This window comes from Prevotella sp. S7 MS 2 (assembly GCF_000762865.1).
In the GTDB taxonomy this organism is placed as follows: domain Bacteria; phylum Bacteroidota; class Bacteroidia; order Bacteroidales; family Bacteroidaceae; genus Prevotella.
On sequence record NZ_JRPT01000030.1, the window covers coordinates 1 to 23,364 of the forward strand.

At 47.7% G+C, this 23,364-nt stretch carries 24 protein-coding genes and 3 pseudogenes; 15 read left to right on the forward strand and 12 right to left on the reverse strand.

Annotated elements, in window-relative coordinates:
- Positions 1–2 precede the first annotated feature (2 nt).
- Positions 3–221, forward strand: coding sequence for a helix-turn-helix domain-containing protein (locus HMPREF0671_RS06390; RefSeq protein WP_084589733.1), 219 nt, complete (start codon positions 3–5; stop codon positions 219–221).
- A 76-nt stretch (positions 222–297) separates the two neighbouring features.
- Here HMPREF0671_RS06390 and HMPREF0671_RS06395 read toward each other — a convergent pair whose 3' ends face one another.
- The gene (locus HMPREF0671_RS06395; protein ID WP_036898301.1) at positions 298–660 is read right to left on the reverse strand and encodes a RhuM protein; all 363 of its coding nucleotides are present in this window, start codon (positions 658–660) and stop codon (positions 298–300) included.
- Positions 661–672: 12 nt separating this feature from the next.
- Positions 673–1,908 (reverse strand): site-specific integrase, encoded by a 1,236-nt coding sequence (locus HMPREF0671_RS06400; RefSeq protein WP_036898304.1) that lies wholly within the window; start codon positions 1,906–1,908, stop codon positions 673–675.
- Between the two features lie 351 nt (positions 1,909–2,259).
- Between HMPREF0671_RS06400 and HMPREF0671_RS06405 the strand changes: the two genes are divergently transcribed.
- From HMPREF0671_RS06405 to HMPREF0671_RS12505, 4 genes and pseudogenes are all read left to right on the forward strand, one after another.
- The gene (locus HMPREF0671_RS06405) at positions 2,260–3,024 is read left to right on the forward strand and encodes a 5'-nucleotidase C-terminal domain-containing protein (RefSeq protein WP_052052896.1); all 765 of its coding nucleotides are present in this window, start codon (positions 2,260–2,262) and stop codon (positions 3,022–3,024) included.
- Positions 3,025–3,063: 39 nt separating this feature from the next.
- Positions 3,064–3,900, forward strand: a complete 837-nt coding sequence (locus HMPREF0671_RS06410; protein ID WP_036898307.1) for a bifunctional UDP-sugar hydrolase/5'-nucleotidase — start codon at positions 3,064–3,066, stop codon at positions 3,898–3,900.
- Between the two features lie 1,145 nt (positions 3,901–5,045).
- Positions 5,046–5,261, forward strand: a complete 216-nt coding sequence (locus HMPREF0671_RS12015) for a hypothetical protein (RefSeq protein WP_062433928.1) — start codon at positions 5,046–5,048, stop codon at positions 5,259–5,261.
- Between the two features lie 11 nt (positions 5,262–5,272).
- Positions 5,273–5,473: pseudogene (locus HMPREF0671_RS12505) on the forward strand (hypothetical protein); the annotation flags it as partial.
- Between the two features lie 99 nt (positions 5,474–5,572).
- Here HMPREF0671_RS12505 and HMPREF0671_RS12510 read toward each other — a convergent pair.
- Positions 5,573–5,887 (reverse strand): hypothetical protein, encoded by a 315-nt coding sequence (locus HMPREF0671_RS12510; RefSeq protein WP_231725616.1) that lies wholly within the window; start codon positions 5,885–5,887, stop codon positions 5,573–5,575.
- 223 nt (positions 5,888–6,110) lie between these two features.
- Positions 6,111–6,866, reverse strand: coding sequence for a ParA family protein (locus tag HMPREF0671_RS06430; RefSeq protein ID WP_036898311.1), 756 nt, complete (start codon positions 6,864–6,866; stop codon positions 6,111–6,113).
- Here HMPREF0671_RS06430 and HMPREF0671_RS06435 point away from each other — a divergent pair.
- Positions 6,824–7,078, forward strand: a pseudogene (locus HMPREF0671_RS06435) (FtsX-like permease family protein); the annotation flags it as partial. The gene HMPREF0671_RS06430 and the pseudogene HMPREF0671_RS06435 sit on opposite strands and share 43 nt — an antisense overlap.
- Before the next feature lie 68 nt (positions 7,079–7,146).
- Here HMPREF0671_RS06435 and HMPREF0671_RS06440 read toward each other — a convergent pair.
- Both HMPREF0671_RS06440 and aroQ read right to left on the reverse strand, forming a co-directional pair.
- On the reverse strand, positions 7,147–7,845 hold the full coding sequence (locus HMPREF0671_RS06440; RefSeq protein WP_082721709.1) for an O-methyltransferase: 699 nt from the start codon (positions 7,843–7,845) through the stop codon (positions 7,147–7,149).
- Positions 7,846–7,860: 15 nt separating this feature from the next.
- Positions 7,861–8,277, reverse strand: coding sequence for a type II 3-dehydroquinate dehydratase (gene aroQ / locus HMPREF0671_RS06445; RefSeq protein WP_036898315.1), 417 nt, complete (start codon positions 8,275–8,277; stop codon positions 7,861–7,863).
- A 39-nt stretch (positions 8,278–8,316) separates the two neighbouring features.
- On the opposite strand from aroQ, the gene xerA reads away from it, so the two are divergent.
- From xerA to HMPREF0671_RS06465, 4 genes are all read left to right on the forward strand, one after another.
- Positions 8,317–9,237, forward strand: coding sequence for a site-specific tyrosine recombinase/integron integrase (gene xerA / locus HMPREF0671_RS06450; RefSeq protein ID WP_036898317.1), 921 nt, complete (start codon positions 8,317–8,319; stop codon positions 9,235–9,237).
- Positions 9,238–9,306: 69 nt separating this feature from the next.
- Entirely contained in the window at positions 9,307–9,657 is a 351-nt protein-coding gene (locus tag HMPREF0671_RS06455; protein WP_036898319.1) for a hypothetical protein, read from the forward strand.
- 264 nt (positions 9,658–9,921) lie between these two features.
- Positions 9,922–11,322: an HmuY family protein gene (locus HMPREF0671_RS06460; RefSeq protein ID WP_036898321.1), complete on the forward strand. Its 1,401-nt coding sequence runs from the start codon at positions 9,922–9,924 to the stop codon at positions 11,320–11,322.
- Positions 11,323–11,333: 11 nt separating this feature from the next.
- Entirely contained in the window at positions 11,334–12,686 is a 1,353-nt protein-coding gene (locus tag HMPREF0671_RS06465; protein ID WP_036898322.1) for a hypothetical protein, read from the forward strand.
- A 287-nt stretch (positions 12,687–12,973) separates the two neighbouring features.
- Here HMPREF0671_RS06465 and HMPREF0671_RS12515 read toward each other — a convergent pair.
- From HMPREF0671_RS12515 to HMPREF0671_RS06480, 3 genes and pseudogenes are all read right to left on the reverse strand, one after another.
- Positions 12,974–13,549, reverse strand: a pseudogene (locus HMPREF0671_RS12515) (transposase); the annotation flags it as partial.
- 388 nt (positions 13,550–13,937) lie between these two features.
- Complete coding sequence (locus tag HMPREF0671_RS06475; protein ID WP_006950051.1) at positions 13,938–14,276, reverse strand: DUF2149 domain-containing protein; 339 nt, start codon at positions 14,274–14,276, stop codon at positions 13,938–13,940.
- Positions 14,273–14,899 carry a MotA/TolQ/ExbB proton channel family protein gene (locus HMPREF0671_RS06480; protein WP_036898329.1) on the reverse strand — a complete coding sequence of 209 codons (627 nt, stop codon included), beginning with the start codon at positions 14,897–14,899 and terminating at the stop codon, positions 14,273–14,275. Before HMPREF0671_RS06480 ends, HMPREF0671_RS06475 begins: the two co-directional genes overlap by 4 nt.
- A 4-nt stretch (positions 14,900–14,903) precedes the next feature.
- On the opposite strand from HMPREF0671_RS06480, the gene HMPREF0671_RS06485 reads away from it, so the two are divergent.
- Positions 14,904–15,785 carry a carbohydrate kinase gene (locus tag HMPREF0671_RS06485; RefSeq protein ID WP_036898332.1) on the forward strand — a complete coding sequence of 294 codons (882 nt, stop codon included), beginning with the start codon at positions 14,904–14,906 and terminating at the stop codon, positions 15,783–15,785.
- 23 nt (positions 15,786–15,808) lie between these two features.
- On the opposite strand, the gene HMPREF0671_RS06490 is transcribed toward HMPREF0671_RS06485, so the two are convergent.
- The gene (locus tag HMPREF0671_RS06490) at positions 15,809–17,047 is read right to left on the reverse strand and encodes an anaerobic sulfatase-maturation protein (protein ID WP_036898335.1); all 1,239 of its coding nucleotides are present in this window, start codon (positions 17,045–17,047) and stop codon (positions 15,809–15,811) included.
- Positions 17,048–17,236: 189 nt separating this feature from the next.
- Between HMPREF0671_RS06490 and HMPREF0671_RS06495 the strand changes: the two genes are divergently transcribed.
- Complete coding sequence (locus tag HMPREF0671_RS06495) at positions 17,237–17,605, forward strand: DMT family protein (protein ID WP_036898338.1); 369 nt, start codon at positions 17,237–17,239, stop codon at positions 17,603–17,605.
- Between the two features lie 9 nt (positions 17,606–17,614).
- On the opposite strand, the gene xylE is transcribed toward HMPREF0671_RS06495, so the two are convergent.
- Together xylE and HMPREF0671_RS06505 are read right to left on the reverse strand one after the other, a co-directional pair.
- Positions 17,615–19,081, reverse strand: coding sequence for a D-xylose transporter XylE (gene xylE / locus HMPREF0671_RS06500; protein ID WP_036898341.1), 1,467 nt, complete (start codon positions 19,079–19,081; stop codon positions 17,615–17,617).
- A 226-nt stretch (positions 19,082–19,307) separates the two neighbouring features.
- Positions 19,308–19,523, reverse strand: coding sequence for a hypothetical protein (locus tag HMPREF0671_RS06505; RefSeq protein WP_036898343.1), 216 nt, complete (start codon positions 19,521–19,523; stop codon positions 19,308–19,310).
- An 894-nt stretch (positions 19,524–20,417) separates the two neighbouring features.
- On the opposite strand from HMPREF0671_RS06505, the gene HMPREF0671_RS06510 reads away from it, so the two are divergent.
- Genes HMPREF0671_RS06510 through HMPREF0671_RS06520 form a run of 3 tightly spaced genes read left to right on the forward strand, consistent with a single transcriptional unit; the run spans position 20,418 to position 23,322 of the window.
- Positions 20,418–21,569, forward strand: a complete 1,152-nt coding sequence (locus HMPREF0671_RS06510; protein WP_036898345.1) for a DNA polymerase III subunit delta — start codon at positions 20,418–20,420, stop codon at positions 21,567–21,569.
- A 20-nt stretch (positions 21,570–21,589) separates the two neighbouring features.
- The gene (locus HMPREF0671_RS06515; protein ID WP_036898348.1) at positions 21,590–22,870 is read left to right on the forward strand and encodes a regulatory iron-sulfur-containing complex subunit RicT; all 1,281 of its coding nucleotides are present in this window, start codon (positions 21,590–21,592) and stop codon (positions 22,868–22,870) included.
- Complete coding sequence (locus HMPREF0671_RS06520) at positions 22,867–23,322, forward strand: gliding motility lipoprotein GldH (RefSeq protein ID WP_036898351.1); 456 nt, start codon at positions 22,867–22,869, stop codon at positions 23,320–23,322. The genes HMPREF0671_RS06515 and HMPREF0671_RS06520 overlap by 4 nt, the downstream gene beginning before the upstream one ends.
- Positions 23,323–23,364: the final 42 nt, after the last annotated feature.

Genomic DNA, 23,364 nt, shown 5'->3' on the forward strand with positions numbered 1-23,364 from the left:
AGCTGTCTGTATTTCTGGAAAGTTACCGCCCTCCGCTGGACGGGGAACGTTACCTGACTGACGGTGAGGTGGCGGAACTGCTCCGTGTCAGCCGACGCACCTTGCAGGAATACCGCAACAACCGCGTGTTGTCCTTCATACTTTTGGGAGGGAAGGTGCTTTACCCGGAAACGGGGCTGCGCGAGGTGCTGGAAGCGAACTACCGCAAGCCGCTGGAGTGAGGCGGCCAACATGAAAAAGGAAACGGGCGACATTTTGTGGTGCTGCCCGTTTTCTTGTCTTATGGGGTATGTGCAATCAGCAATACCCGGCTTTTCCGTTCTGTATGAACATCACGTATGCCTGCTGTTTCTCTTTGGCGAGTGCCTTTCTCACCAGCCATGTGCGGAACAGGTGGGTGTTGTAGGTATTCAGCCGGAAAGCAATCGGAATGATGATTTCAAGCGCGTACACGTCCGCATACAGCCCGTTTTCAAGCTGCATGTAGCGGCACACCTCGTAGTCGTTAAGCACGTCCGACTTGCGGATGGCTTTGATGGCGGTATTCACTGCCGGGACGGTCGTATGGAACAGTCCGGCGATTTCGATGGCGGTCATCCATACGTCGTTACCAGTTACGCTTACCGCGTTGTTATCTATGATGATTATGTCACGTTTCATGGCTTCTCTTTTTTAGATGGTGCAACCTGCAAATTCCTCGACGCTGTTCAACCTTGCGGCAAGATTTTCCATATCCTGATTGAGCTTCTCTTTGGTTATCTTCGCGTAAATCTGCGTCGTTTTTATGCTCTTGTGTCCGAGCATGGAACTGACGGTTTCGATGGGTACGCCGTTGGAGAGGAAAACCGTCGTGGCTGCCGTGTGGCGGCTCTGATGCCACGTGATATGCTTGGTGATGCCGCAACGCTTGGCGACGGCACGGATACCTGCAAGGCACGAGTTATAATGCGGAACGGGGAATATCCTGCCGTTCTCGCACAGACCCCGGTATTTGCCGATTATGCGGTTGGCGATGTCAAGCAGGCGGATGTTGGACACCACGCCCGTTTTCTGGCGGTTGATGTTTATCCACTCGTGTTCATCGAAGTAGGTGCGGATATTCTCTTCCGTGAGGTTGCGCATATCCGAGAACGACAGCCCGGTGAACGCGCAGAACAGGTAGAGGTCGCGGTACAGTTCCTGTTTGGCGTTTTTCAGTTTCCCGTCCATAAGCAGGCGGATTTCCTCTTTGGTAAGGAAACTGCGTGTCGTTTCTTCCTTCTTGATTTCATACTCGCGGAACGGGTCGCGTGTCAGCCACTCGTTGTTGATGGCGATGAACACCATCGTCCGTAGCGGGCAGACGTACAGCCACACGGTATTGGTGCAGCAGTGCTTGTCCGTGCGCAGGAACATCTCGAAGTCGGAGATGAAAGCCGGGGTAAGCTCTTTCAGTGCGATGTCCTTCACATGATAGCGGATGTCGAGGAACTCTTGCAGGTGTTTGTAAACGATGCGGTACTTCAGCAGCGTGCCTTTTGCCTTCATGCCTGCCTCCACCTGTTTCTCGTAGTCCTCGTTATGCTGGCGGAACACCTGCATCAGCGTGTGGTAGCGGTGTTCCAGTCCGAGAAAGGCGTTCTTCACCTTCTCCGCCGTGACGAAATTGTCACGCTCCATGATTTCCTGATAGTGCCTGTTGATGCGTACCCGCATTTTGTCAAGCATACGGTTCGTTTCGAGTGCCGCAGTGCTTCTGCCCGTGACACGTCCCCCTTTGGTGTCCCACAGTTTCGGATCGACGGTCAGCTTGCAACTGAACTGCGTCTGGCTGCCGTCCACCGTGATGCGTCCCATGACGGGAACTGTCCCGTCCTTTTTCACTACCTGACGCTTGAGGTAGTAGATTACTGAAAATGTACTCTTCATTGTCCTTAATTTTTTGGTTTCAAAATTAGTTGGTGAAGAGTCCGGTGTCGGTACGCAAAACGGGGAGGAACGGCGCAATCTTTTTCCGTAACCAAATTTTTCGCGTGAGTTGGCGGTAACTCACTATTCCTTAGCGTCTTGTTTCGCCATCCGTACCCGTTTGTCGCATTTTCGGGCATGGTTACGAACAAGTAACGTTGCGGCGTCAGGATTTGGCTTCGGCAGGGATTGTAATGGCTTCACGAATTATCGCCACTTCAACTAAAACCCTTGTAACTCAATTCTATCACTATATCTTTCCGCATTTCACTTTTTTGTAGTAACTTTGTATCGTATAACAGTAACTTATTTATGAAACATAAATACACAGGATTGGGCGTGGCACTGGTCGGAATGATGATGGTATCTTGCCACTCCCACTATCAACTAACAGGCATTCAGCGTACCCGTATCATTATTGACAAGCGATACGACCAACCACAAGACGCAGAAGCTGCCGCGTTCCTAAAACCTTATAAACAACAAATAGACAGCATCATGAAACCGGTGGTGGGTACACTGGCAAAGCCCATGTTTGCCCGTCGACCCGAAAGTACGTTATCAAATCTCTTGGCCGACATCATGGTTTGGGGCGGAAAGGATTTCAACGAGCATCCCGTCATGGGGCTTTATAATATGGGGGGCATCCGCGCGGGACTGTCTAAAGGTAACATCACCGTAGGCGACGTGGTGAGAATAGCACCCTTTGAGAACAAAATATGCTTTATTACCTTGTCGGGCGAGGCCCTCATGGAACTCTTCAGTAACATCGCCTCCGTCGGCGGAGAGGGGGTCAGCAAGGGCGTGACTATGCAAATCAAAGACCGTAAACTCGTAAGCGTCACCCTCAACGGCCAACCTATCGATCCGAATAAGCAATATCGCATTGCCACCATCGACTATTTGGCGCAAGGCAATGACCATATGACGGCCCTCAAACGTGGTACTGATTTGCTATCTCCGCAGTCTAAAGAAAACGATACACGCTTCATCATCATGAATTATTTCAAGGAGATGCAAGCCGAAGGCAAGGTAGTAGACAGCAATGTAGAAGGACGCATTGTCGTTTTGAAGTAATATAACTACCCATTCTGAAAAGTTTAAGACCATACAATCATGAAACGATATATCATCAGCATCGCACTCTGCCTGTCTACACTGGCCGTCGGTGCACAGAAACAGCTCACCATACTCCACACCAACGACACACATAGCTGCATAGAACCGCTCAGTATCAATTTGGCTGACACCATGCAAGCCGGCAGAGGTGGATTCCTTCGCCGTCTCACCATGATAGAACAGGAACGCAAAAAAGATCCCAAACTACTGCTATTAGATAGCGGAGACTTCTCGCAAGGGTCGCCTTACTACACCCTTTTCAAGGGCGATGTAGAGATAGAACTCATGAATCGCATGCACTACGACGCTTCGACAGTGGGCAATCATGAGTTCGACTTCGGACTGGAAAACATGGCTCGTCTCTTCAAGATGGCTAACTTCCCCATCATTTGTTCTAACTACGATTTCACAGGAACACCAGTCGAGGGACTCACGAAGCCCTATATAGTGCTAAAAAGACAAGGTGTCAAAATAGGAATCTTTGCACTTGACCCGAAGATGGAGGGACTGGTAGCTACTAAAAACTTTGTAGGCGTGAAATATCTCGACCCTATCGAAGTGGCCAACTGCATGACGAAGCTACTCAAAGAAGAAAAGAAGTGTGACGTAGTAATACTTATCTCGCATCTGGGATGGGACGAAAGCGGTATGAACGAACAAAAGTTGATAGCCGCATCACGTGGCATCGACTTGGTATTGGGTGGTCATTCACACACCTATTTCCAAGCGCTGCGCTACGTCACCGACTTAGATGGCAGGCAGGTTCCAGTAGACCAAAATGGCAAAAACGCCATATTCGTGGGGAAAATGACACTGGATTTACAGAAGAAATAAAGATACTAGGCAAATTATAAGGAACGTTTTAATGGCTAAAAGAGTCGATTCTTTATAACTCTTTGATTATAAGTACTTATAAAATTGGAAAAAGGAAAAGGGTTACGATTTGGTTACTACTCAAATTCCCCGGACTTCCTTGATTTGCTGTCGTTTCAAACAACTCTTGTTATTGATGCAAAGATAAATAAAATGTGCTGTCCGACCAAAGAAAAACTTATTTTTTCTTATCGGGCAGACTTTTCTGTTGTCATTTCGATGGTTTAATTGTCTTGCTGAAATCCTTCTCATCTTCGGCAGAAATAAGTTATCCCCTCTGTCTTCGCAAACTTCGCTATCGGGCATAACACATTCCTGCCTTTAGCATGACCGACGAAAAGAGGCAGGGAGCTGCCTGTCGAAAAGGATTTCGGCAAATCTGCTTCCTGCCACTTTTCTGTGTACCGGCTATACTTTCTAAGGTATGGATTTCAGCAAGACAATTTTTCAGATTTTTCTTTTTCGATGTTTTTCCTTTTCTTGGAAGCGGTTGTAAAAGCCGCATTGTTTGTCGTCGGAGCTATTCAGGTGGTGATAAATCCCTCACCCGTCTACCTCCGACTTGTCTGACAAAGCCGTAGGAAAAAGTACACGCCTGCCCATCGCAGCAAGCCCGAAAGGCAGACTTCGTACCTTTCCTCTTCCGTCTTTGTCTTCTATAGGTGGCTTTTACATGCCCGCTTCATTACGCTTTTTACTATCTGATTGTATGGCATGCAATCAGATTTTTTACTTTTTCATCCGAATCTGTCTCTTTTCCGTTTACCTCCATTTCGATGCGGTCTTCACCGTATCGCATCCGCTGGTCGTCCCCGTTCAGGCGCAAAGGTAATTCCGGCATGCTACGCTACTGCAAGGTCGGTGCCTTCGGTTTTGGAGAAAATCTCCACGCCTACGCTCCACTGCGTTTTGCTCTGGGTAGTATTTTCCCTCAAAAACCTTGCATTCGCTCATCCCTACCTTTGTGAGGCACCTGAAACGAAAACGACCGATGCGACAGGAAGACGCATTAAAAAAAATGTCGGATAAACGAGAGACAGATAAGCAGTGAAACTCAACTCCCTCAAGCTCTTGGATCCGCATTAAACATTAAAAGCTCAAATAAAATGAAAAAGTCAATCAACATTCACCGAGCCTTGCGCGCAACCCTTCGCCTGCTGCTCACAAGCGTTATAAGCATCGTCTTTGGAGCGGTCGGTGTGGTTGTCGGTTTGCTTGCGGAAGTCTTCACAGGCATTCTCCGCACCCTTTGGGCAATAGTCCTCTACGTGCTCACCCTCGTAAGTATTCTCGCCCTTATTCTTTGGATATTCACCCTATAACATAATTCAAGATAAAAATAAGACACAGTAAGACACCCAGCCAGCAATGCCGATACTACGAAGTGAACGACATCTTCGAGTATATGTATGAAACCTACATCAACGGTAACCATTCGCAACTGAAAATCTTGTATAAGGAGTTGCGCAGAGAAGCAAGAAAAGAGTTTATCGCATTCTACTTTGAAATGGTCAGTCCCAACACAGAATGCGAGAGAAATGGTTTTTGCTTGTTGTTCATAAAACGTTGTTTGGTGACGGGCGTGCATGAAAAACGGTCATACACCGCCCGTCGGGGTTGAATTGAAATTGTCTTACTTAACTTTCTTGTGGATATAGTGGCAGCAGGTGCACCTTATCCGTAGTCTTTTTCTTTCATTGTCGTTTCTTGTTAACGGGTTATACAAAACGCGGATATCGAAGTCTTCGATGCGCGCGGGCAGGACGAGCGGTTTTGCCTCTGCGGCACGGGCGGTATAGAGGTCGATAACCTCGTTGACCCTGTCGGAAATGCCGGCGAAGCTCTCGGTGATCTTTTGAAAGAGTTCCGTCTCGGCGATGTCCTTGAAGGTCTTGCCGGCGTGGAGCTTTTCTGCTTCGTTCGCCTCGGGCTTTCTCACGGACTTCACCGCCCTGTCGATGTCCTCGAAGCTCGTTCCCTTTGCCGCAGGTGTATCGGGCTCATCGTCCTCTGCGTCTTCGTTTTCACCTGCAACGTCATTTATCTTGATGTCGGTAAATATTTCATCGAGGCCTCCAGCGGGATGCTCATGTCATCGCGCCTGAATGCATTGATGATGAAATTGCTGTCGATATCCGAGGCTTTTGTCTTTCGTGCCATGATGGTGAAGTTTACGAATGGATGAGAGAAAGGATTTCATCGGTCAGGGCGTCAATGTTGCTGCCCCTGACAAGTACCTTGTCGGGCGGGAAAATCGTCGAGCGGAACACGCTCCTGCGACCAGTCTCCGACTCCTTTCTGAACCGCTTGCTGTCGGGAAGGAAGGTCTTGAGTACGGGCAGGGCAAACTCCGCGCACACCTTTTCATAGATGTCGTAAAGCTCCGTCTTTTCGCGTCCGTCTACCATGTTCCATATCAGGTAAATCCCCTTGATGTCCGACCTGCCCGTGACGACCATCTGCTCGTTGATGACAGTGGCGAACTTGATGGAGCTTTCCATCACCACGCGGTCGGCGATGATGGGCGTGAAGATATAGTCCATCCGCGACAGGGTGCTCACCACCTCGGCATTGTTGACGGTGCCGGGCAGGTCGAAGAAGATGAAGTCCAACGGCAGCGAAGCCTGCAACGTTTCGGCTTTACCAATGGCATCCTCGGCCCTGCTGCACTCGATGATATAGAGCTTCTTTTGGAGCGTCTTAATCAGCTCGAAAGCCTGCACCTTGTAGTAATCGTCCTTTGAAATCCTGTCCATGTCGCGCTTGCGCATGTCATGGATGCTGTACTGGGGGAAGTCGCAGTCGATGACGGCGACGTCATACCCTTTTACATAATGCAGGTAGCTTGCCACGAGTACCGTGAACGTCGTTTTGCCTGCCCCTCCTTTTTGAGGGAAGAATGATAGCTGTAATAGGTGCCGTAGCAGGAGTTTTGATTGGTTTATTGCTTTGTTGGTTGCAGCAGACTTACGGCTTTGTGCATTTGGGTGATAGTGAAGGATCTTTTATCGTCAATGCTTATCCGATAAGTGTTCACTACACGGATGTAGCCTTTGTCTTTGTTACGGTGATTACTGTGGGTTGGCTTGCGGTGTGGTATCCGGTGCGCGCATTGGGCAAAAGGCTGCTGGGCGATTGATACGGGCTTTTAGGGGATGTTTCCTCGGGGATTGCTTATAGATACGAGGTCTTTTCTCTTCGGATGTTTTATTTCTTTCTGATGAGGGTCAGTCCGTCTCTCAGGGGTAGTATGACCTTTTCCACCCTGTTGTCTTTGGCTACGAATTCATTGAAATCTCGGATGCCCAGAGTTTGTCGGTCGTCATCATAGGCAGGGTCAATGACATGTCCGTCCCATAGCGTGTTGTCGGCAAGGATAAAGCCTTCGGGTCGTATGGCGGCCAACACCTTCTCATAAGTTTCTTTGTATGAGCGCTTGTCGCCGTCGATAAAAGCCATGTCGAAGGTAATGCCCAACTCTGGAATCAGTTGGTTGGCATCGCCTATGATGAATTCAATCTTGTCGGCGTAAGGAGAGTCTTCTATCCATGGCCGCGCGAAGTCTTCCATCTCGTCATTGATTTCCAGCGTATAAAGTTTACCTTCCGGTGGGAGTCCTTCTGCCATACAGAGTGCGCTATAGCCGCTGAATGTTCCTACTTCGAGTATGTTTTTGGGGCGGATCATCTCTACCAGCATCTTGAGTAGGCGACCTTGCAGGTGTCCGCTGGCCATTCTTCCGTGCACGGTTTTTACGTGGGTGGCTCTCCAAAGGTTGTGTAGATAGTTGCTTTCCGGGTCTATGTGGGAGAGGATGTAGTCGTCGAGCGTTTCTCTTGCAGAGGCTTCTGTGCCAACGGCTGTTGTGCCTTGGGTGATGGAGTTGTTTTGTTTGCCGTTGCTCATGGGTTTGCCTTTTTCTTATTTCTGAAAGGATTCTACGGCCAGTCGATAGCTATCGAGTCCGAATCCTGCGATTATGCCTTTGCAGGCTGGGGCGATGAGCGATTGTTGGCGAAATCCTTCGCGTGTGGCAACGTTGCTGATGTGGACTTCTATTACGGGTGTTTTCAGGCTCCGTATGCAGTCTTGCAGGGCCACGCTGGTGTGTGTGTAGGCGCCTGCATTCAAGACGATGCCGTCGAAATCGAATCCTACTTCTTGCATTTTATTGATGAGTTCGCCCTCTATGTTGCTCTGGAAATAGGAGAATTGAATGTCCGGATACTGCGCGGTGAGCTTTCCGAAATAGTCTTCAAAAGATTGCTGTCCGTAGATTTCCGGTTCACGCACGCCCAAAAGGTTTAGGTTCGGTCCGTTTATAATTTGTATTCTCATAATTTTCTTGTATTTTTGCGAGCAAATATAGCAAATAAAATGCAAAGGGACAAATCTTCCATTGATATAATGAAGCTCTACTTGCGGCATCTGAAGTTGGGAAGGAGTTATTCCGCAAACACCGTAGAGGCTTACCGGAATGATCTGGCGCATCTGTTGGAATTCTGTAGGGAGCATGAGAAAGATCTTCTTCGTTTGCAGTTGGAAGACTTGGAGACGTTTGTCATCTTGTTGCGAGAGAAAGGAATCGGGGCCTCTTCGCAGGCCCGTATATTGAGCGGCGTGCGCGCGTTCTATCGCTTTTTGTTGCTGGATGGATTCTTGGAGAAGGATCCTACGGAACTTCTTGAATCGCCCCGCCTGGGCGAGCATCTGCCCGAGGTGCTCTCTGAAGAGGAGGTGGATCGCATGGAGGCTGCACTGGATCTTTCCAAGCCAGAGGGGCAGCGCAATAAAGCGATCATAGAAATGCTTTTCTCGTGTGGCCTCCGCGTGTCGGAGCTCGTGGCTCTCAGGCTCTCTCAGCTTTTTCTGGAGGAGCAATTTGTGCGCGTGTTAGGCAAGGGAAAGAAGGAACGCCTTATCCCGATTTCGCAGAAGGCCATCAAGGAGCTCCAGCTCTGGTTTGCTGATCGTGTGCAGCTCGCCATTCAGCCGGGCGAGGAAGACTATGTATTTCTGAATCGCCGCGGGCATCATCTTACGCGCACCATGATCTTCATCATGATTACGCGAGCCGCTCGCGATGCAGGCATTCGCAAGAAGATCTCTCCCCATACGCTGCGCCATTCGTTTGCCACGGCCCTGTTGCAGGGCGGAGCCGATCTGAGGGCCATACAGGCGATGCTGGGGCATGAAGATATCAGCACGACCGAGATTTATACCCATATTGATACAAAAACCTTGCGGGATGAGATCCTCCGGCATCATCCGAGGAATATGGCGTCGTCCGATTCTTAGGCGGGGGACTTCTTGTGCGTTCCAAAGCGAAGTGCCACAAGCCACATTGTCTTTCATGGCTGCTGCTCGATGAAAAACAACGTTTCGGGGCACCCCGACGAGCGAAAAAACGGAAAAAACTGCAAATTCCTTGGACGGAATCATCAGAAATCGCTGAAAACTGCGAATTCCGTGGACGGAATCGTCAAAAAACAGCGAAAACTGCAAATTCTGTGGACAGAATCATCAGAAATCGACGAAAACTGCAAATTCCGTGGGCAGAATCATCAAAAAACGGAAAAAACCGGCTTTCCCCACCCTGGGGAAGTCAGAATCACCCATTTTTTGCGTTTCCCCACCCTGGGGAAAATCAAAATCACCCGTTTTCTGCGTTTCTCCCTAGAGAGAAAAGCCGTTGTCGCTCATAGAAAACGACCATGATTGCTTGTTTTTAATAAATGAATGGTGCAAAAATGCGGTTTTCCTCGGAAACAACAAAACTTTTCATCTCTCACCACATCCCGGCCATCGTCTTACCTCCCTATTATTGAGGATTTCCACGACTTTTTCATGTCGTATTACCTTTATTATATATACGAGCATTAGCCGAATACCGATTTTTAGGTATTGTGATACTGACGGTAAAGATCTAATTTTGCGCCGTAAGACAAACCCATTTAATTATTTACATTATCCAAACATTACATGATGAAAACTTTTGTAAAATCATCCAGCATTGCTGGTGCTTTGATGTGCGGCGTGTTCTTTTTCACCGCATGTTCGCATGATGACGACCCCACTCCCTCGCCTCGTCCGCAAGGAACGGTCAGCACGGAACTGAAAATGACTAAGAGCGGCTTCGCTTATTTCTCGTTTGCCACAAACCAAATGGTAGATGCAACAGCGGCAGAAACATCGGGAATGAAGAGCTGGGACATCGCTTTCGACATGCTGAACGGTCGCACCAACAACGGTGCCGTCTACGTGACACGATACACGGACTTTGATGCTGTGAAAACAGTGAAACCCTTCTTAGAGGGAGGCGCTAAGAACGAATGGCTTACCGACAGGAAAATGAATGTCATGTCGTTGCGCAGTATGCCCCCTGTTACTGTGGAAAAGATGTGTAACCCCGCCTTTACGGAATGGTATACCATGAAGGGTATGTCGCTGTCTGTAAAGCCTACGGTATATATTGTGCGCACAGCAGACGGTCATTACGTGAAACTCCAGTTCACAAACCATCATGGAGCCGACGGCACTTTAGGAAATATCCAATTCAAGTATGCATATATTGACGAGACAGGAACCAATGCACTTGCCCCCGGAGAATTAGTGGTAGAGCAGCTGGAAGCCGGTAAACTGACCGAGCTACTCAAGAAGAGCAATGTGAAAGAGTTGCGTTACCTCACCATCAAAAGCGGCAATATCAACGACGAAGACCTCGATACACTGAAACAAACCAAAACACTCGAGGTGCTCGACATCAGCGGCGCTACGCTGAAACTATCGGATGAAAGTGCCGGTTTTAAAGACTTCAGGAACATCAAGAAGCTCATTGCCCCCGCCAACCTGCAGAGTATTGCCGGTGCTTGGCCGTGGTTTATCTACATGAGCAACCTCGAAGAGCTCGTATTCCCCGGCAATTCGCTGGAGAATATTCAAGCAGAAGGTTTTACGGGTCTGCCCAAACTGCGCAAAATCACATTGCCTTCATCGGTGCTGACCATTGGTGAGGGCGCGTTCCAAGGTGCAGGTCTGGAGGAGTTCGCTTTCCCCGAGAAAGTGCAGATCATATCCAAACACTGTCTGATGAGCTGCAAAAAACTGCAAAAAGTAGTGATTCCGGCAGCCGTAAAGGAAATAAAGGCCGGCGCATTCCTCTATGACAAAGCATTGAAAGAAATCGTTTTCAAAGGAACGACACCACCCCAAAAGGCGACAAGTCCCTACGATGCTTTCTCAGACCTTCAGTTCGATGATGCCAAAGGCAACGTGTTCCTCCACTTCATTGTGCCGAAAGGTACCATCGATGCTTACATCAAAGCATGGGGATGGGCAGCAGACAACAAGAAATACTTTCAAGAATCCACTGACAATCCTTAATTGAGAACAGTATGAGACACAGATATAGCATTTGTCTGTACGTGTTTTTCTGTGGTATCCTCTTGCTCGGCGCTTCCTGTAAGCAGTCCGAACAGGAGGATACTCCTGTAGTTCCGGCCACGGATAGCGAGATTATCAGTTATTATCGGAGCATATCCGACGCCGAGATACCTGCCGCCCCATCGGTCGGAATGTATCGTGAGAAGATAGAACCGGCTGATGTCGGTACGCAGCAACGTCGCATTTGGGAACTTTGGAAGCAGGCGCACACGGGATGGACACGCGTTTTCGACTTCGCAGGAATGAACGCAACGTATAAAGAAACGGTATGGGAAATACCCGAAAAGGAACGCATGAAAGTGCGCCTCTTTACCAAAGGAGTCCGTCCTGCCAGAGGTTATCCGCTGATTATCCACCTTCATGGCGGCGGTTTATATGCCGATGCGCCCGGGCCGTGGGAAAGTCTGATTAACACGGAGGAGTTTGAAATCAACTTCGACCTTGCCCATCGCGTGTTCCAAGAGGGACAACCCGTGGCCTATATGGTGCCCCGTATGCCTGACGACCGCAAGGGACGATGGTATTTCCTGCCTAAGCGCGTGGCTTTCAAGCAAGCGATACAGGCGGCAGTACTTAGCGGGTTGGTGAATCCCGACAAGGTATATCTCACCGGTATCTCTGAAGGCGGGTACGGAAGTCTGCGGCTCGGCATCTTCATGCCCGACTATTTTGCCGGCGTAGGCCCGATGGCCGCTGCCGAGAAAATAAATGGAGAGGCACAGAATTACCGCAATACGGCTTTCAGAATGGAAGTGGGCGAGAAGGACTATCAATATGGTCGTGCCGACTACGCAGGTATCTGGCAACTCGAAATGAAAGCTCTGCATGAGCAGTGGCCGGAAGATTTTGTGCACGAAGTGAATCTGCAGGCAAGACAAGGCCATGAAATAGATTATACGAAAGTAATTCCATGGCTGTTGAACTACACACGAAGGCACTATCCGAAACGGATAACTTACCGCTATTACGACCTCGACGGCAAAGACAGCTATGCTGCCGGCGTGTATTATCTCGGCTTTCAAAACCTGCAACCCGAGAAAGGGAGCAGTCTGTTCTTCGACGTACAGCACGATGGAAACCGCTTTGTCGTGGAAACCAAAACAAGCCAAGGGAAGGTCGGGGGCAGCTTCTGTCTCTACATCAGCGAGGTGGATTTCTCGCGTCCCATAGAGGTAACGTATAACGGGAAGACTGTTTTCCATGATAAAATAACCCCCAATGTAGGTACGATGGTGGAATCAACGGCACTCTTCGGCGACCCCTCACGCGTGTACCCTGCCAAAGTAACTCTAAAAATGCAATAGAAGAAGAGAGAAAACACAATCACCCAACGGTCATAAGAGAGCATGGGGTCGATAGAAGAATATCGTGATACAATCAGACCTGTAAGAGTGGAAGACGACGGACGGAAACAAGCGGAAGCATCGTCCTCGTGAACAGTCAATAAAACGATAAACCTCAAAAGAGTGACAGAAGGATTGAGCAGTCGGTCTGTCGTTCCTTTGGGGTTGAACACCAATCGGTCATAAGATCGCTCATTTAAGCCATTAAAAACAATGAAATATCAGAGTAAATAACTATATTTGCAGTTGTGCACTTTCGTTTGACAACGTACATTCCATCGGGCATCCCCGTCCACATTGGATTTGATAACTTCCTTAAGCATTGCTTCTTGCAAGGTTTCTCGGCCGTCCTCCTCATTACAGTCTTCCATCACCTCATATTTCCTATACCCACGAGGACGATGGGGAGTGTCTATAATACTTGTCTCTACGATGGCATCGTTCCTGACGATAGTGTCTTTCTCTTTAAGTTTACGGTTCATTTCATCGAGAATCATATCGTACAGGCCGGCCTCTACCAGTGTATTCCGAAAACGGCAGACAGTCGTGCTGTTGGGAGCAGTGTCTTCCATACCAAACCGACGAAACGGTTGAAAGAGAGGCGATCGTTCACCTCCTCCTCAACTTCACCGTCACTCAGTCCATACTATGTATGCAGAAGTTTGGTCTTGAATAAAACCAAGCCGTCATAACTCGGGCGACCTGTTGATTTATGGCCCTTGGTATAGGCGATTGCTATAATGCTTCGTATGGGAATCCAGTCGATTATCCTGTCTATCTGGAAGAAGAAGGCCTGCTTGACCTTTGCGCTGACCGAGGAGCAGGTTGGCAAAACTGGGAGACGATGGCCTCTATTTCATAATATAAAGGTACTGACTATTTTTGACATGAACGAATCCGTGGGTGATAGTTTTGTAGAGGGCCCATATTGCACTCTTGCAGAGCTTACATTACACCTCGTACCACTATATTTCGCATTTGAGGTACTGCGCAATCATACGCTGCCGGCACTTACATTGCACCCCACACCATGATAATAAGGTATTGATGTGTCTTGCAAAACGAGTGCTTCAGCACTTGCCCCATACATCGCAGGGCGGCAACAGGGCATCCATGCACCCTATCGTGCAACACTTTCAGGGATCTTCCGTGCCTTTGGTAAACGTTCAAATAGCCATACGTTATGACAGGAAAGGAGCGAGGACAGTGTGCTTACTCGGGCACATAAATGATTTGTCCGTTTTCCAGCTGGTAAGCAGTGCCTAACCGTTTACCTTTCGCACCATTGTTATCGGTGGTCTCTCCCGAGGCTTTATACGTGTTTATCTGCTTTCCTTGCTTTGTAATTATCTCCATATTGTCCTTTCCTGGGTTTTTGACCACAGTAAAGTCCTCATTTCCGAAAACCTCGGTCATATTCATGTGCATCACCATGGCCACCATCAGAGAGACGGCAAACACCATGGCCACGTCGAACAGATTGACAACCACGCTCAGCGGGTCGGCATCATCATCTACTAAAAGACGGCTACCTCTTCTCCTGCGGCTCATGGGTGTTCCTCCTTTTGATTCAGTATGCGCGCCACGTAGTCGAGGTTGTTTACGTCTTGAGAGAACCATCGTTGTTTCAACTGTAGGGTAAATAGGCCTACGGCACTGATGACCAGACCCACGACCGTTGCGGCAAAGACCACTTGCATGTTGTAGGCCATGCCGGAGATGTCGCCGGTCGAGAGACCTACCAGTGCAGGACTCATGGAGATAAGCGTACCGATAAGTCCGAGAACAGGGCCTAACTTGGCCAGCAGGCGCGATAGATTCACCTCCTTGACACTCTCAGTTTCATATTGGGTGATGAGATAGTCGGTATAGTCCTCATGGTCTTTGCCGTTGTCGAGCATGTCTTTCAGATAACGGACGTACAAGGAGTCGGTCTTCTGCGGCAGGCTTTCCTTGAGGTTTTCGATACCGTCGGGGGTAAGGTCTTTTATGAGATGGTTGAAGCACTGATTGTTTCTGCGGCGCAGCATGAAGCCATTGTAAGTGCCGCCAAGCAGCACAAGGGCGCGCAGAAAGAAGAGAATCAACAAGATGATGTCGGGAATCAGCAGACTGTTGGCTATCCCGAAAAGGGCATGTGATATATATTCAAAACGAGAAACACAGTCTTTCAACGTTATGGACGGAGCAATTATCGGACTGGGAGAAGTTCTTTGGGACGTACTACCCGAAGGGAAAAAGCTGGGAGGAGCACCTGCTAACTTCGCTTACCACGTAGGGCAATTCGGTTTAGAGACCAAAGCTGTCAGTGCATTAGGCAAAGATGCGCTCGGCGATGAGACTATCAAAGCTCTCGAAAGCAAAGACTTGAAGTATCTGATGCCACGTGTTGACTACCCTACAGGCATCGTACAAGTAGAGCTCGACGCCCAAGGTGTACCCACATACGATATTCGTGAGGATGTGGCATGGGACAATATACCGCTGACACCGGAAATGATTAGCCTCGCACAGAATGCTCGTGCCGTATGTTGGGGCTCGCTTGCGCAGCGCAGTTCCGGCTCTCGCAACACCATTCAACGATTTATCAACATCACACCTAACAACTGTTTACGTATCTTCGACATCAATCTTCGACAAAATTTCTATACTGCTGAAATTATCAAAGAGTCTCTACACCTCTGTAATGTGCTCAAAATCAACGATGAAGAATTGGTTATCATTGGTCAACTTCTAGGTTGTTCAAAGCTTAATATTAAGGACAAATGCCGCTTGATTCTAAATCATTACAATCTCAACATGCTGATACTTACCTGTGGAGCAGACGGAAGTTACGTATTTACACCTAGTAATGTATCGTTCCTAGAGACGCTAAAGGTAGACGTTGCCGATACTGTTGGCGCGGGAGATTCATTTACCGCCACCTTCTGTGCGGCTATCTTGGCCGGCAAGAGTGTTACAGAGGCTCACAAGTTAGCCGTAGAAGTAAGTGCATACGTATGTACCCAAAACGGTGCCATGCCTGTTTTGCCAAAGAAGTTCACTAATTTGAAAGCATAATACGCTTACTATAACAACGCTATCTACGGTCTAAATTTCATCACATTAGCCGGTGGACGGCCATTCTCATACTCCTTTTTCATGAAATCCATGTAGGGTGCGACATGGTTAAAGAACATCTTATATCCCTCACATAGATAGTTTAGGCCCGGCTCACCAGCCGCAATCTTCACAAATCTGTTCTTCGGGCACTCGCCATTACAAGCAAACTTCCACTCACACTCCATACAACGACGGGGCAACTGCTGCTTAATATCACCGAAACGTTGCTGTCGTTCGCCATAAAGCATCTCTACCAACGAGTGCTCATGGATGTTTCCAAGCTTGAATTCCGGGAACACAAAGTGGTCGCAAGAGTACACATCGCCATTAAACTCCATACAGGCTGCATGCCCACAACGCTGTGCCATGGTACATACACCGGGAATCTCGCCCACCCAATTGGCCAGTGTGGCATCAAAGATCTGAACGAAATACTCGCCCACATCTTGCTTTACCCACTCATCGAACAGCGTACATAGGAATCTACCCCACTGCTTTGGCGATACAGAGAAGTCAGCTAACGGAGCATTCGTGTCCAACATATGAGCCAAATGACGCTTGGCAGCCTCCGGTTCATTCGGTTTTTCGGGTGCAGGATACTTCACAAGACGCTCCACAATAGGCGCAAACTGAATATAATGTGCTCCTATCTCTTTGAAAAAACGATAAAACTCAAGCGGATAATCAGCGTTGAATTCATTCACAACAGCCATCGCATTCCATTGCACATCCCACTTATTGAGCAGTCGGATGCCTTTCATTACCTGCGCCCACGATGGTTTTCGGGAGCGCGACTTGCGGAATTCGTCGTGAAATTCTTGCGGCCCATCTATCGAAACGCCCACAAGAAAGTTGTTATCATGCAAGAATTTACACCACTCATCGGTCAATAATGTACCGTTGGTCTGCAACACATTGTCTATCTTACGGCCTCCGGCATACTTTTTCTGCAACTCCAATGCTCGTTTATAAAACGACAATGGCCTCATCAGCGGTTCGCCACCATGCCATTGGAACAGCACTTCGTTCATGGTTTGAGCACCAATAAACTCCTCTGTAAACTTCTCCAACAACTCGTCAGTCATCATTTGCTTGGAGTAATCGGGATACAATTTCGACTTTTCAAGGTAGTAACAATACTCACAAGCCAAGTTACAATGCGAACCAACAGGCTTGAGCATGACGTATAAAGGTCGTGAAAAAGGTGATATTGTTGTCATAGATAGCTGCAAAAATAAGCATAAGTTTCTTGTTTACACACTTTTTAAAGGTTTTTAGTGCACCCACATGATTATTGTATCTGGTCTTTCCATGCGTTCCACATAATTCTACCGGCTTCAACAAACAGAAGTCCCTTTTTGCTATTTCATCGTTTTTATCTATTTTTGCAAGTCAAAATTTAAATTGTTATGAATCCATATCTTACAATATTTCTGCTCTTGGTGTCCAACATATTCATGACCTTTGCATGGTACGGACACCTTAAATTGCAAGAGATGAAACTCCTCTCAAACGCTACGCCACTCATCTTTGTCATCCTACTAAGTTGGATGTTGGCGCTCATCGAGTATATATGTCAGGTTCCGGCCAATAGATACGGCTTCCAAGGTAATGGAGGGCACTTCACACTTTTGCAATTAAAAGTAGTGCAAGAAGTACTGTCCATTACCGTGTTCACCGTCTTTACCGTACTCTTTTTCAAAGGCGAGACCTTTCATTGGAACCACTATGCAGCTTTCGGCTGCCTCATCTTAGCGGTCTACTTGGTATTCAAATAGACCAAAAACCTACTTTCTCCACAACTTGCCCATCTCTTCAAGGGTCTTACCCTTGGTTTCCGGAACCAGTCGCCAAACGAAAATAGCTGCAATTACACAAATAGCGCCATAGAGACCATAGGTGAACCAGTGTCCAAAGTCGTCTCCCGGAGTCAGGTGCATATTAAACATTGGAACGAAAGTACTGCTTACTATCCAGTTGAATATCCACTGAAAAGCCACCGCTATAGCCACCGCTTTGCCTCGAATAGTATTGGGGAAGATCTCAGCGATGAGCACCCAACAGATTGGTCCCCACGACATCATGAACGAAGCACTGTAAACCATGATGCTCAACATGGTGATAATCTGCAGCGAGACATTGCCGAATGTGAGCGCAACACCAAACGCTCCGATGCCCATACCGATACTACCGGTTATCAGCAGAGGCTTGCGCCCCCACTTCTCCACCGTGAATACGGCCACCAGCGTAAAGAGAATATTCACAATACCCATGATAACGGTCTGCACCATCGGGTTATCCATGCCCATATCACCAAAGATACGAGGTGCATAATACAGCACGGCATTGATGCCTACAGCCTGTTGGAACACGCTCAACATGATGCCGATGAAAATACAAAGGAATCCATAAGAGAACAAACGTTCGGTTTTCTCACTGATAGTATTCTTAATATCATTGAGTATCAAAGCTGCTTGTTCGCTGCCATTGATACGACTCAGCACACCCAAAGCACGTTCGTCGCGACCCACCATCACCAAATAACGAGGTGTTTCCGGCACAAAACAGATGAGCAAAGCAAACAATCCGGCCGGTACAGCCTCACTTCCGAACATATAACGCCATCCGGTTGCGATGGTCCAAGAGGCTGCTTCGCCGTTCACCACTTGGTTTACACCGTTCACAAGTTCGATAACGGGATTGGCATGACTGCCCAATATCATGAAATTAACGAAGTAAACGACCAGCTGACCAAAGATAATGGCAAACTGATTCCAACTTACGAGCATTCCTCGAATGTTAGAAGGAGCTACCTCACCGATATACATTGGGCAGATAGCCGACGCCAATCCGACGCCCACACCGCCTATCACGCGATAGATATTAAACGAGATGAGCAGACTAAGTGATGGCTCTCCGTAGTCAAAAAACAAGAATTCGGGATACATACTGCCCAAAGCCGAGATGAAGAACATGATACCGGCAAAAATAAGTGAGCGCTTACGTCCCCAGTTAGAGGCCAACAAACCCGATAATCCGCTACCAATAATACATCCTATCAATGCACTTGCACACGTAAAACCGTGCCATGCGTCACCATAAACGAAGTCGGTAGCATTCATAAAGAAGGCCTGTAAGCCTTTCTCCGCACCCGAAATAACTGCCGTATCATAGCCAAAAAGCAGGCCACCAAGTACAGCGACCATCACAATAGAAACTAGGTAGGCTTTAGAGCCTTGCGAATTTTGTGTCATATCTATTAGGTTTAAATTGCTTAGTTACAGTTCATAATACGATTCAGCAAGGCAAATCCCCTTGACATATTGCAATGATTTGCCTAAGAACCGATAACCTCTCTATTTCCATTGTAAACAAATTTATCGAAACAACGGTTTCGGAAATGACGGTTTCGGAAACAAAACGGCTTATTACCACCTCTTTATCAAGGACTTATCTGACACTTCTCATCTCATATTTTGTTCACTTCGCCTTCAAGAAGTAATCCATCATGTCTTGCTCTATGGCTTCGGCCGACTCGTCTACATCGCGTCGTGCGATACTACCTTGGTACAGATAGAATATCTCATCGCACACATCGGTCAACGAAGAATAGTCTATCATAAAGAGCGTACGTTCACGATGTTGCGACACTGTCTGTAGGAATTGGCTATCACTACGCGCCACCTGTATAGCCAAACCATTACTGTATAAATAGCCAATCGTGAATAAGACGATAGAAAACTCAACGCATAAAACGCCACAACAAGCAATGCCAATACCACGAGAGTAAAGACATGAAGTTCTCGCACCATACGCATGGCGACTTTCAAACGCAAAGCTATATATTTTTAATCATCATCGGAAACGACTAACTCTATACTATCAGGTTATTTTTCAAGTCGTATATAAGAGCAAAATAAGGAATTATCAAAGCAACAACTAGGACTTTACATCATTTAACCTTACCTAGCGCGCTTTCAAGATGCTATTTTAAGAAAATCATAAATTGTATCTAATCAAATCGTATGCTTCGTAGGGACGCGACATGTCGCGTCCGCTAGCAGGATACATTTTCCCTTTTATGTGGCAAACATAGCTTTAAAATTCCCTGCGGACGCGACATGTCGCGTCCCTACAAGGCTGGTTCATACAAAAAAATAGTTTATGTACTTCTTAAAGTTCATTACTTTCATCCTAAACTCAACAACTTATCAACTCAAAAACTCATGGACTCACAGCCTTACTTAATAACTTATAAACTCACAAACTGGCAAACTTAAAATGCTGCAATGGCGACTCAGCAATGCTGCCTCAACTTATCAGCACTGTTGCAAAGGCAAGCCAGCATCGTTGCGAAGCCCTTGCAACAACCTCACTCAGCCTCTCTCCTTCAGAGAGGGAGCCGCAATCGGTAGACAAATTAGATATTTTTGTTCTCTTCACCCATCACTTCTAACCACTCACTCTTCCCTATCCGCCCATCATTCCCTACTTTTCACTCCAAACTACTCGCTCTTTTTGTTCGTTTATCTCAATGCTTTTTAGTAACTTTGCCACAAATATACCTCTTTTATAAAAGAAAATTATAGAGTGAAATTCAGTGAAGTCATAGGACAAGGTGAAGCCAAACAACGCTTCATGCAAATGATAGAGGAACATCGTATTCCCCATGCCATGATGCTATGCGGGCCGACCGGCTGTGGAAAGATGGCACTGGCCATGGCTTTCGCATCCTATCTCTTGGGCGAGCGCGACGAGCATGGTAAGGGAATCATTACCGACGAAGCCGCCACACTCAATGCCGAAGCCATGCTAAAGGTATGGGAACATCCCGACCTTCACTTCTCCTACCCCGTAATTCGCCCCTCTGGCACAGGGTCGGAACATAAGATGGTGAGCGACGACTTCGCAACTGAATGGCACGAGATGATGATGCGTGGACCTTATTTCACCATCGACCAATGGCTGACACAGATGGATGCCGCCAACCAGCAGGCGCAGATAGGTGCCGGAGAGAGCGACGCGCTGATTCACAAACTGAGTCTGAAATCGAGCCAAAACGGCTATAAGGTGTGTATCATGTGGCTGCCGGAGCGTATGAATGCAGAATGCGCCAACAAGCTACTCAAGTTACTGGAGGAACCACCTACGCAGACCGTCTTCATACTCGTGTGCGAAGAGCCCGGCCAACTCATCGATACCATCCGCAGCCGAGTACAGCGTATCGACATACACCGAATAGAAGAGGGCGACATAGAACAAGCTTTGATAGAGCGACGCGGACTGGAGAGCGACATAGCCTACCGTATAGCGCGTATGGCCGGAGGCAGTTGGCACAAGGCAATACAAACACTTGATGCCAATAACGAGAACGCAATATTCTTCGACATGTTCGTGATGCTGATGCGACTGTCCTACATGCGCAACGTGAAAGAGTTGAAAGTATGGAGCGAAGCAGTAGCGTCGTACGGACGAGAGAAGCAGCGTCGACTCCTAGCTTATAGTCTGCGAATGGTGAGAGAGAGCTTCATGTACAACTTCAAGATACATGAACTCACCTACATGACGCAGGCCGAAGAGGACTTTGCGAAGAATTTTGCACGCTTCATCAACGAAGCCAACATCATAGATATTACCGAATTAATAGAACGAGCACGCCGAGACATCGGGCAAAATGCCAATGCAAAAATTGTATTCTTTGACTTTGCACTGAAGATGATAGTGTTGCTCGTGAGAAAATAAAACCCACTATAGAATTGTTTATGGACTACAAAAACATGAAATTCAAGATATCCAGAGGGTGCGACAGGGGGCTTAGCTGCCATGGATGTGGCCGCCAAGACAACCAGCTGAACACCTACGACTGGCTCGCCGACGTTCCCGGCAACGCAGAAAGTACCGACTTGGTGGAGGTACAATTCAAAAATACGCGCAAAGGATACTACCATAACGTGAACAACCTGCCTCTGAAAAAGGGCGACATCGTGGCCGTGGAAGCCACACCGGGTCACGACATCGGCACTGTAACACTCACAGGACGGCTCGTCACACTGCAAATCAAGAAAGCAAACCTGAAGTCTGCAGACGACATCAAGCGTATCTACCGCATCGCAAAGCCTGTTGATATGGACAAATATCACGAAGCTAAGAGTCGCGAACACGACACCATGATACAGAGTAGACAGATAGCTAAGAACCTAGGACTACAAATGAAGATTGGCGATGTGGAATACCAAGGCGACGGAAATAAAGCTATCTTCTACTATATTGCCGACGAACGTGTAGACTTCAGACAACTTATCAAGGTGTTGGCCGACACTTTCCACGTGCGTATTGAGATGAAACAGATTGGTACAAGGCAGGAAGCAGGGCGCATCGGTGGTACTGGCCCATGTGGACGTGAGCTTTGTTGCGCTACATGGTTGAAGAACTTTGTGAGCGTAAGCACCAACGCTGCACGCTACCAAGACATCTCACTGAACCCACAGAAGCTTGCCGGCATGTGCGCCAAGTTGAAATGCTGCATGAACTACGAAGTGGATACCTACATGGAAGCAGGGCGTAAGATGCCTAGCAAGGAGGTAATGCTACAGACACAAGACAGCGATTACTACTTTTTCAAGCAAGATATATTGGCAGGAGAGGTAACTTACTCTACCGACAAACGCATGCCCGTGAATCTAGAGACCATCTCTGCACAGCGAGCACGCGAAGTTATCGAGATGAACAAGCGTGGAGAGAAGCCCCTATCGCTCTTGGAAGACGACAAGCAGAAGCAACCCGAACGGCCTAAAGACTTATTGGAAGGTGGCGATTTGAGTCGTTTTGATCGTAACAAAAAGAAGCGTAACAACAAACCAAACAATAGACCGAGACCTCAAACCAAAGAGGGTGAACAGCGCAATGGCGACAACCGTGGAACAAGGAATGGTCATCATCGCAACAATCACGGCAACAGGAACAACGGACAAAACCGTGATAACAAACCTCAACAGGCTTCACAAACAAGAAATCAAGAGACCGCCACACCGGCAAAACAATGAAACGATTTCTCTCAGTCATAGTCGTGGCAGTCGCACTCTTGTCGGCTTGTACCGGAAATAAGGTGTATGACAAATATGAGCATACACCTATTGCCGGATGGGAGAAGAACGACACACTGAAATATCAGATACCACCGGTAGCACAGTCGGGCATGTACAAGGCTGAGTTAGGCTTGCGTATCAACGGCTCGTACCCTTTTATGGAGCTGACACTGATTGTAGACCAGACTCGTTTCCCCGGCCGTAGCGTGAAATCAGATACCCTCAACTGTGAATTGATAGACCGTCGAGGCAACAGTAAAGGTCGCGGTTTGAGCTATTATCAATACCATTTCAAGGTAACGGAGATGTATCTGCACGCTGGCGACAGCCTGTCTATCAGCGTACGCCATGATATGAAGCGTGAAATTCTTCCCGGCATCAGCGATATTGGCATCATGCTGAATAGATAAAATAGAAACAACTCTTTGCAAAAAAAAGAGTGGATATATACA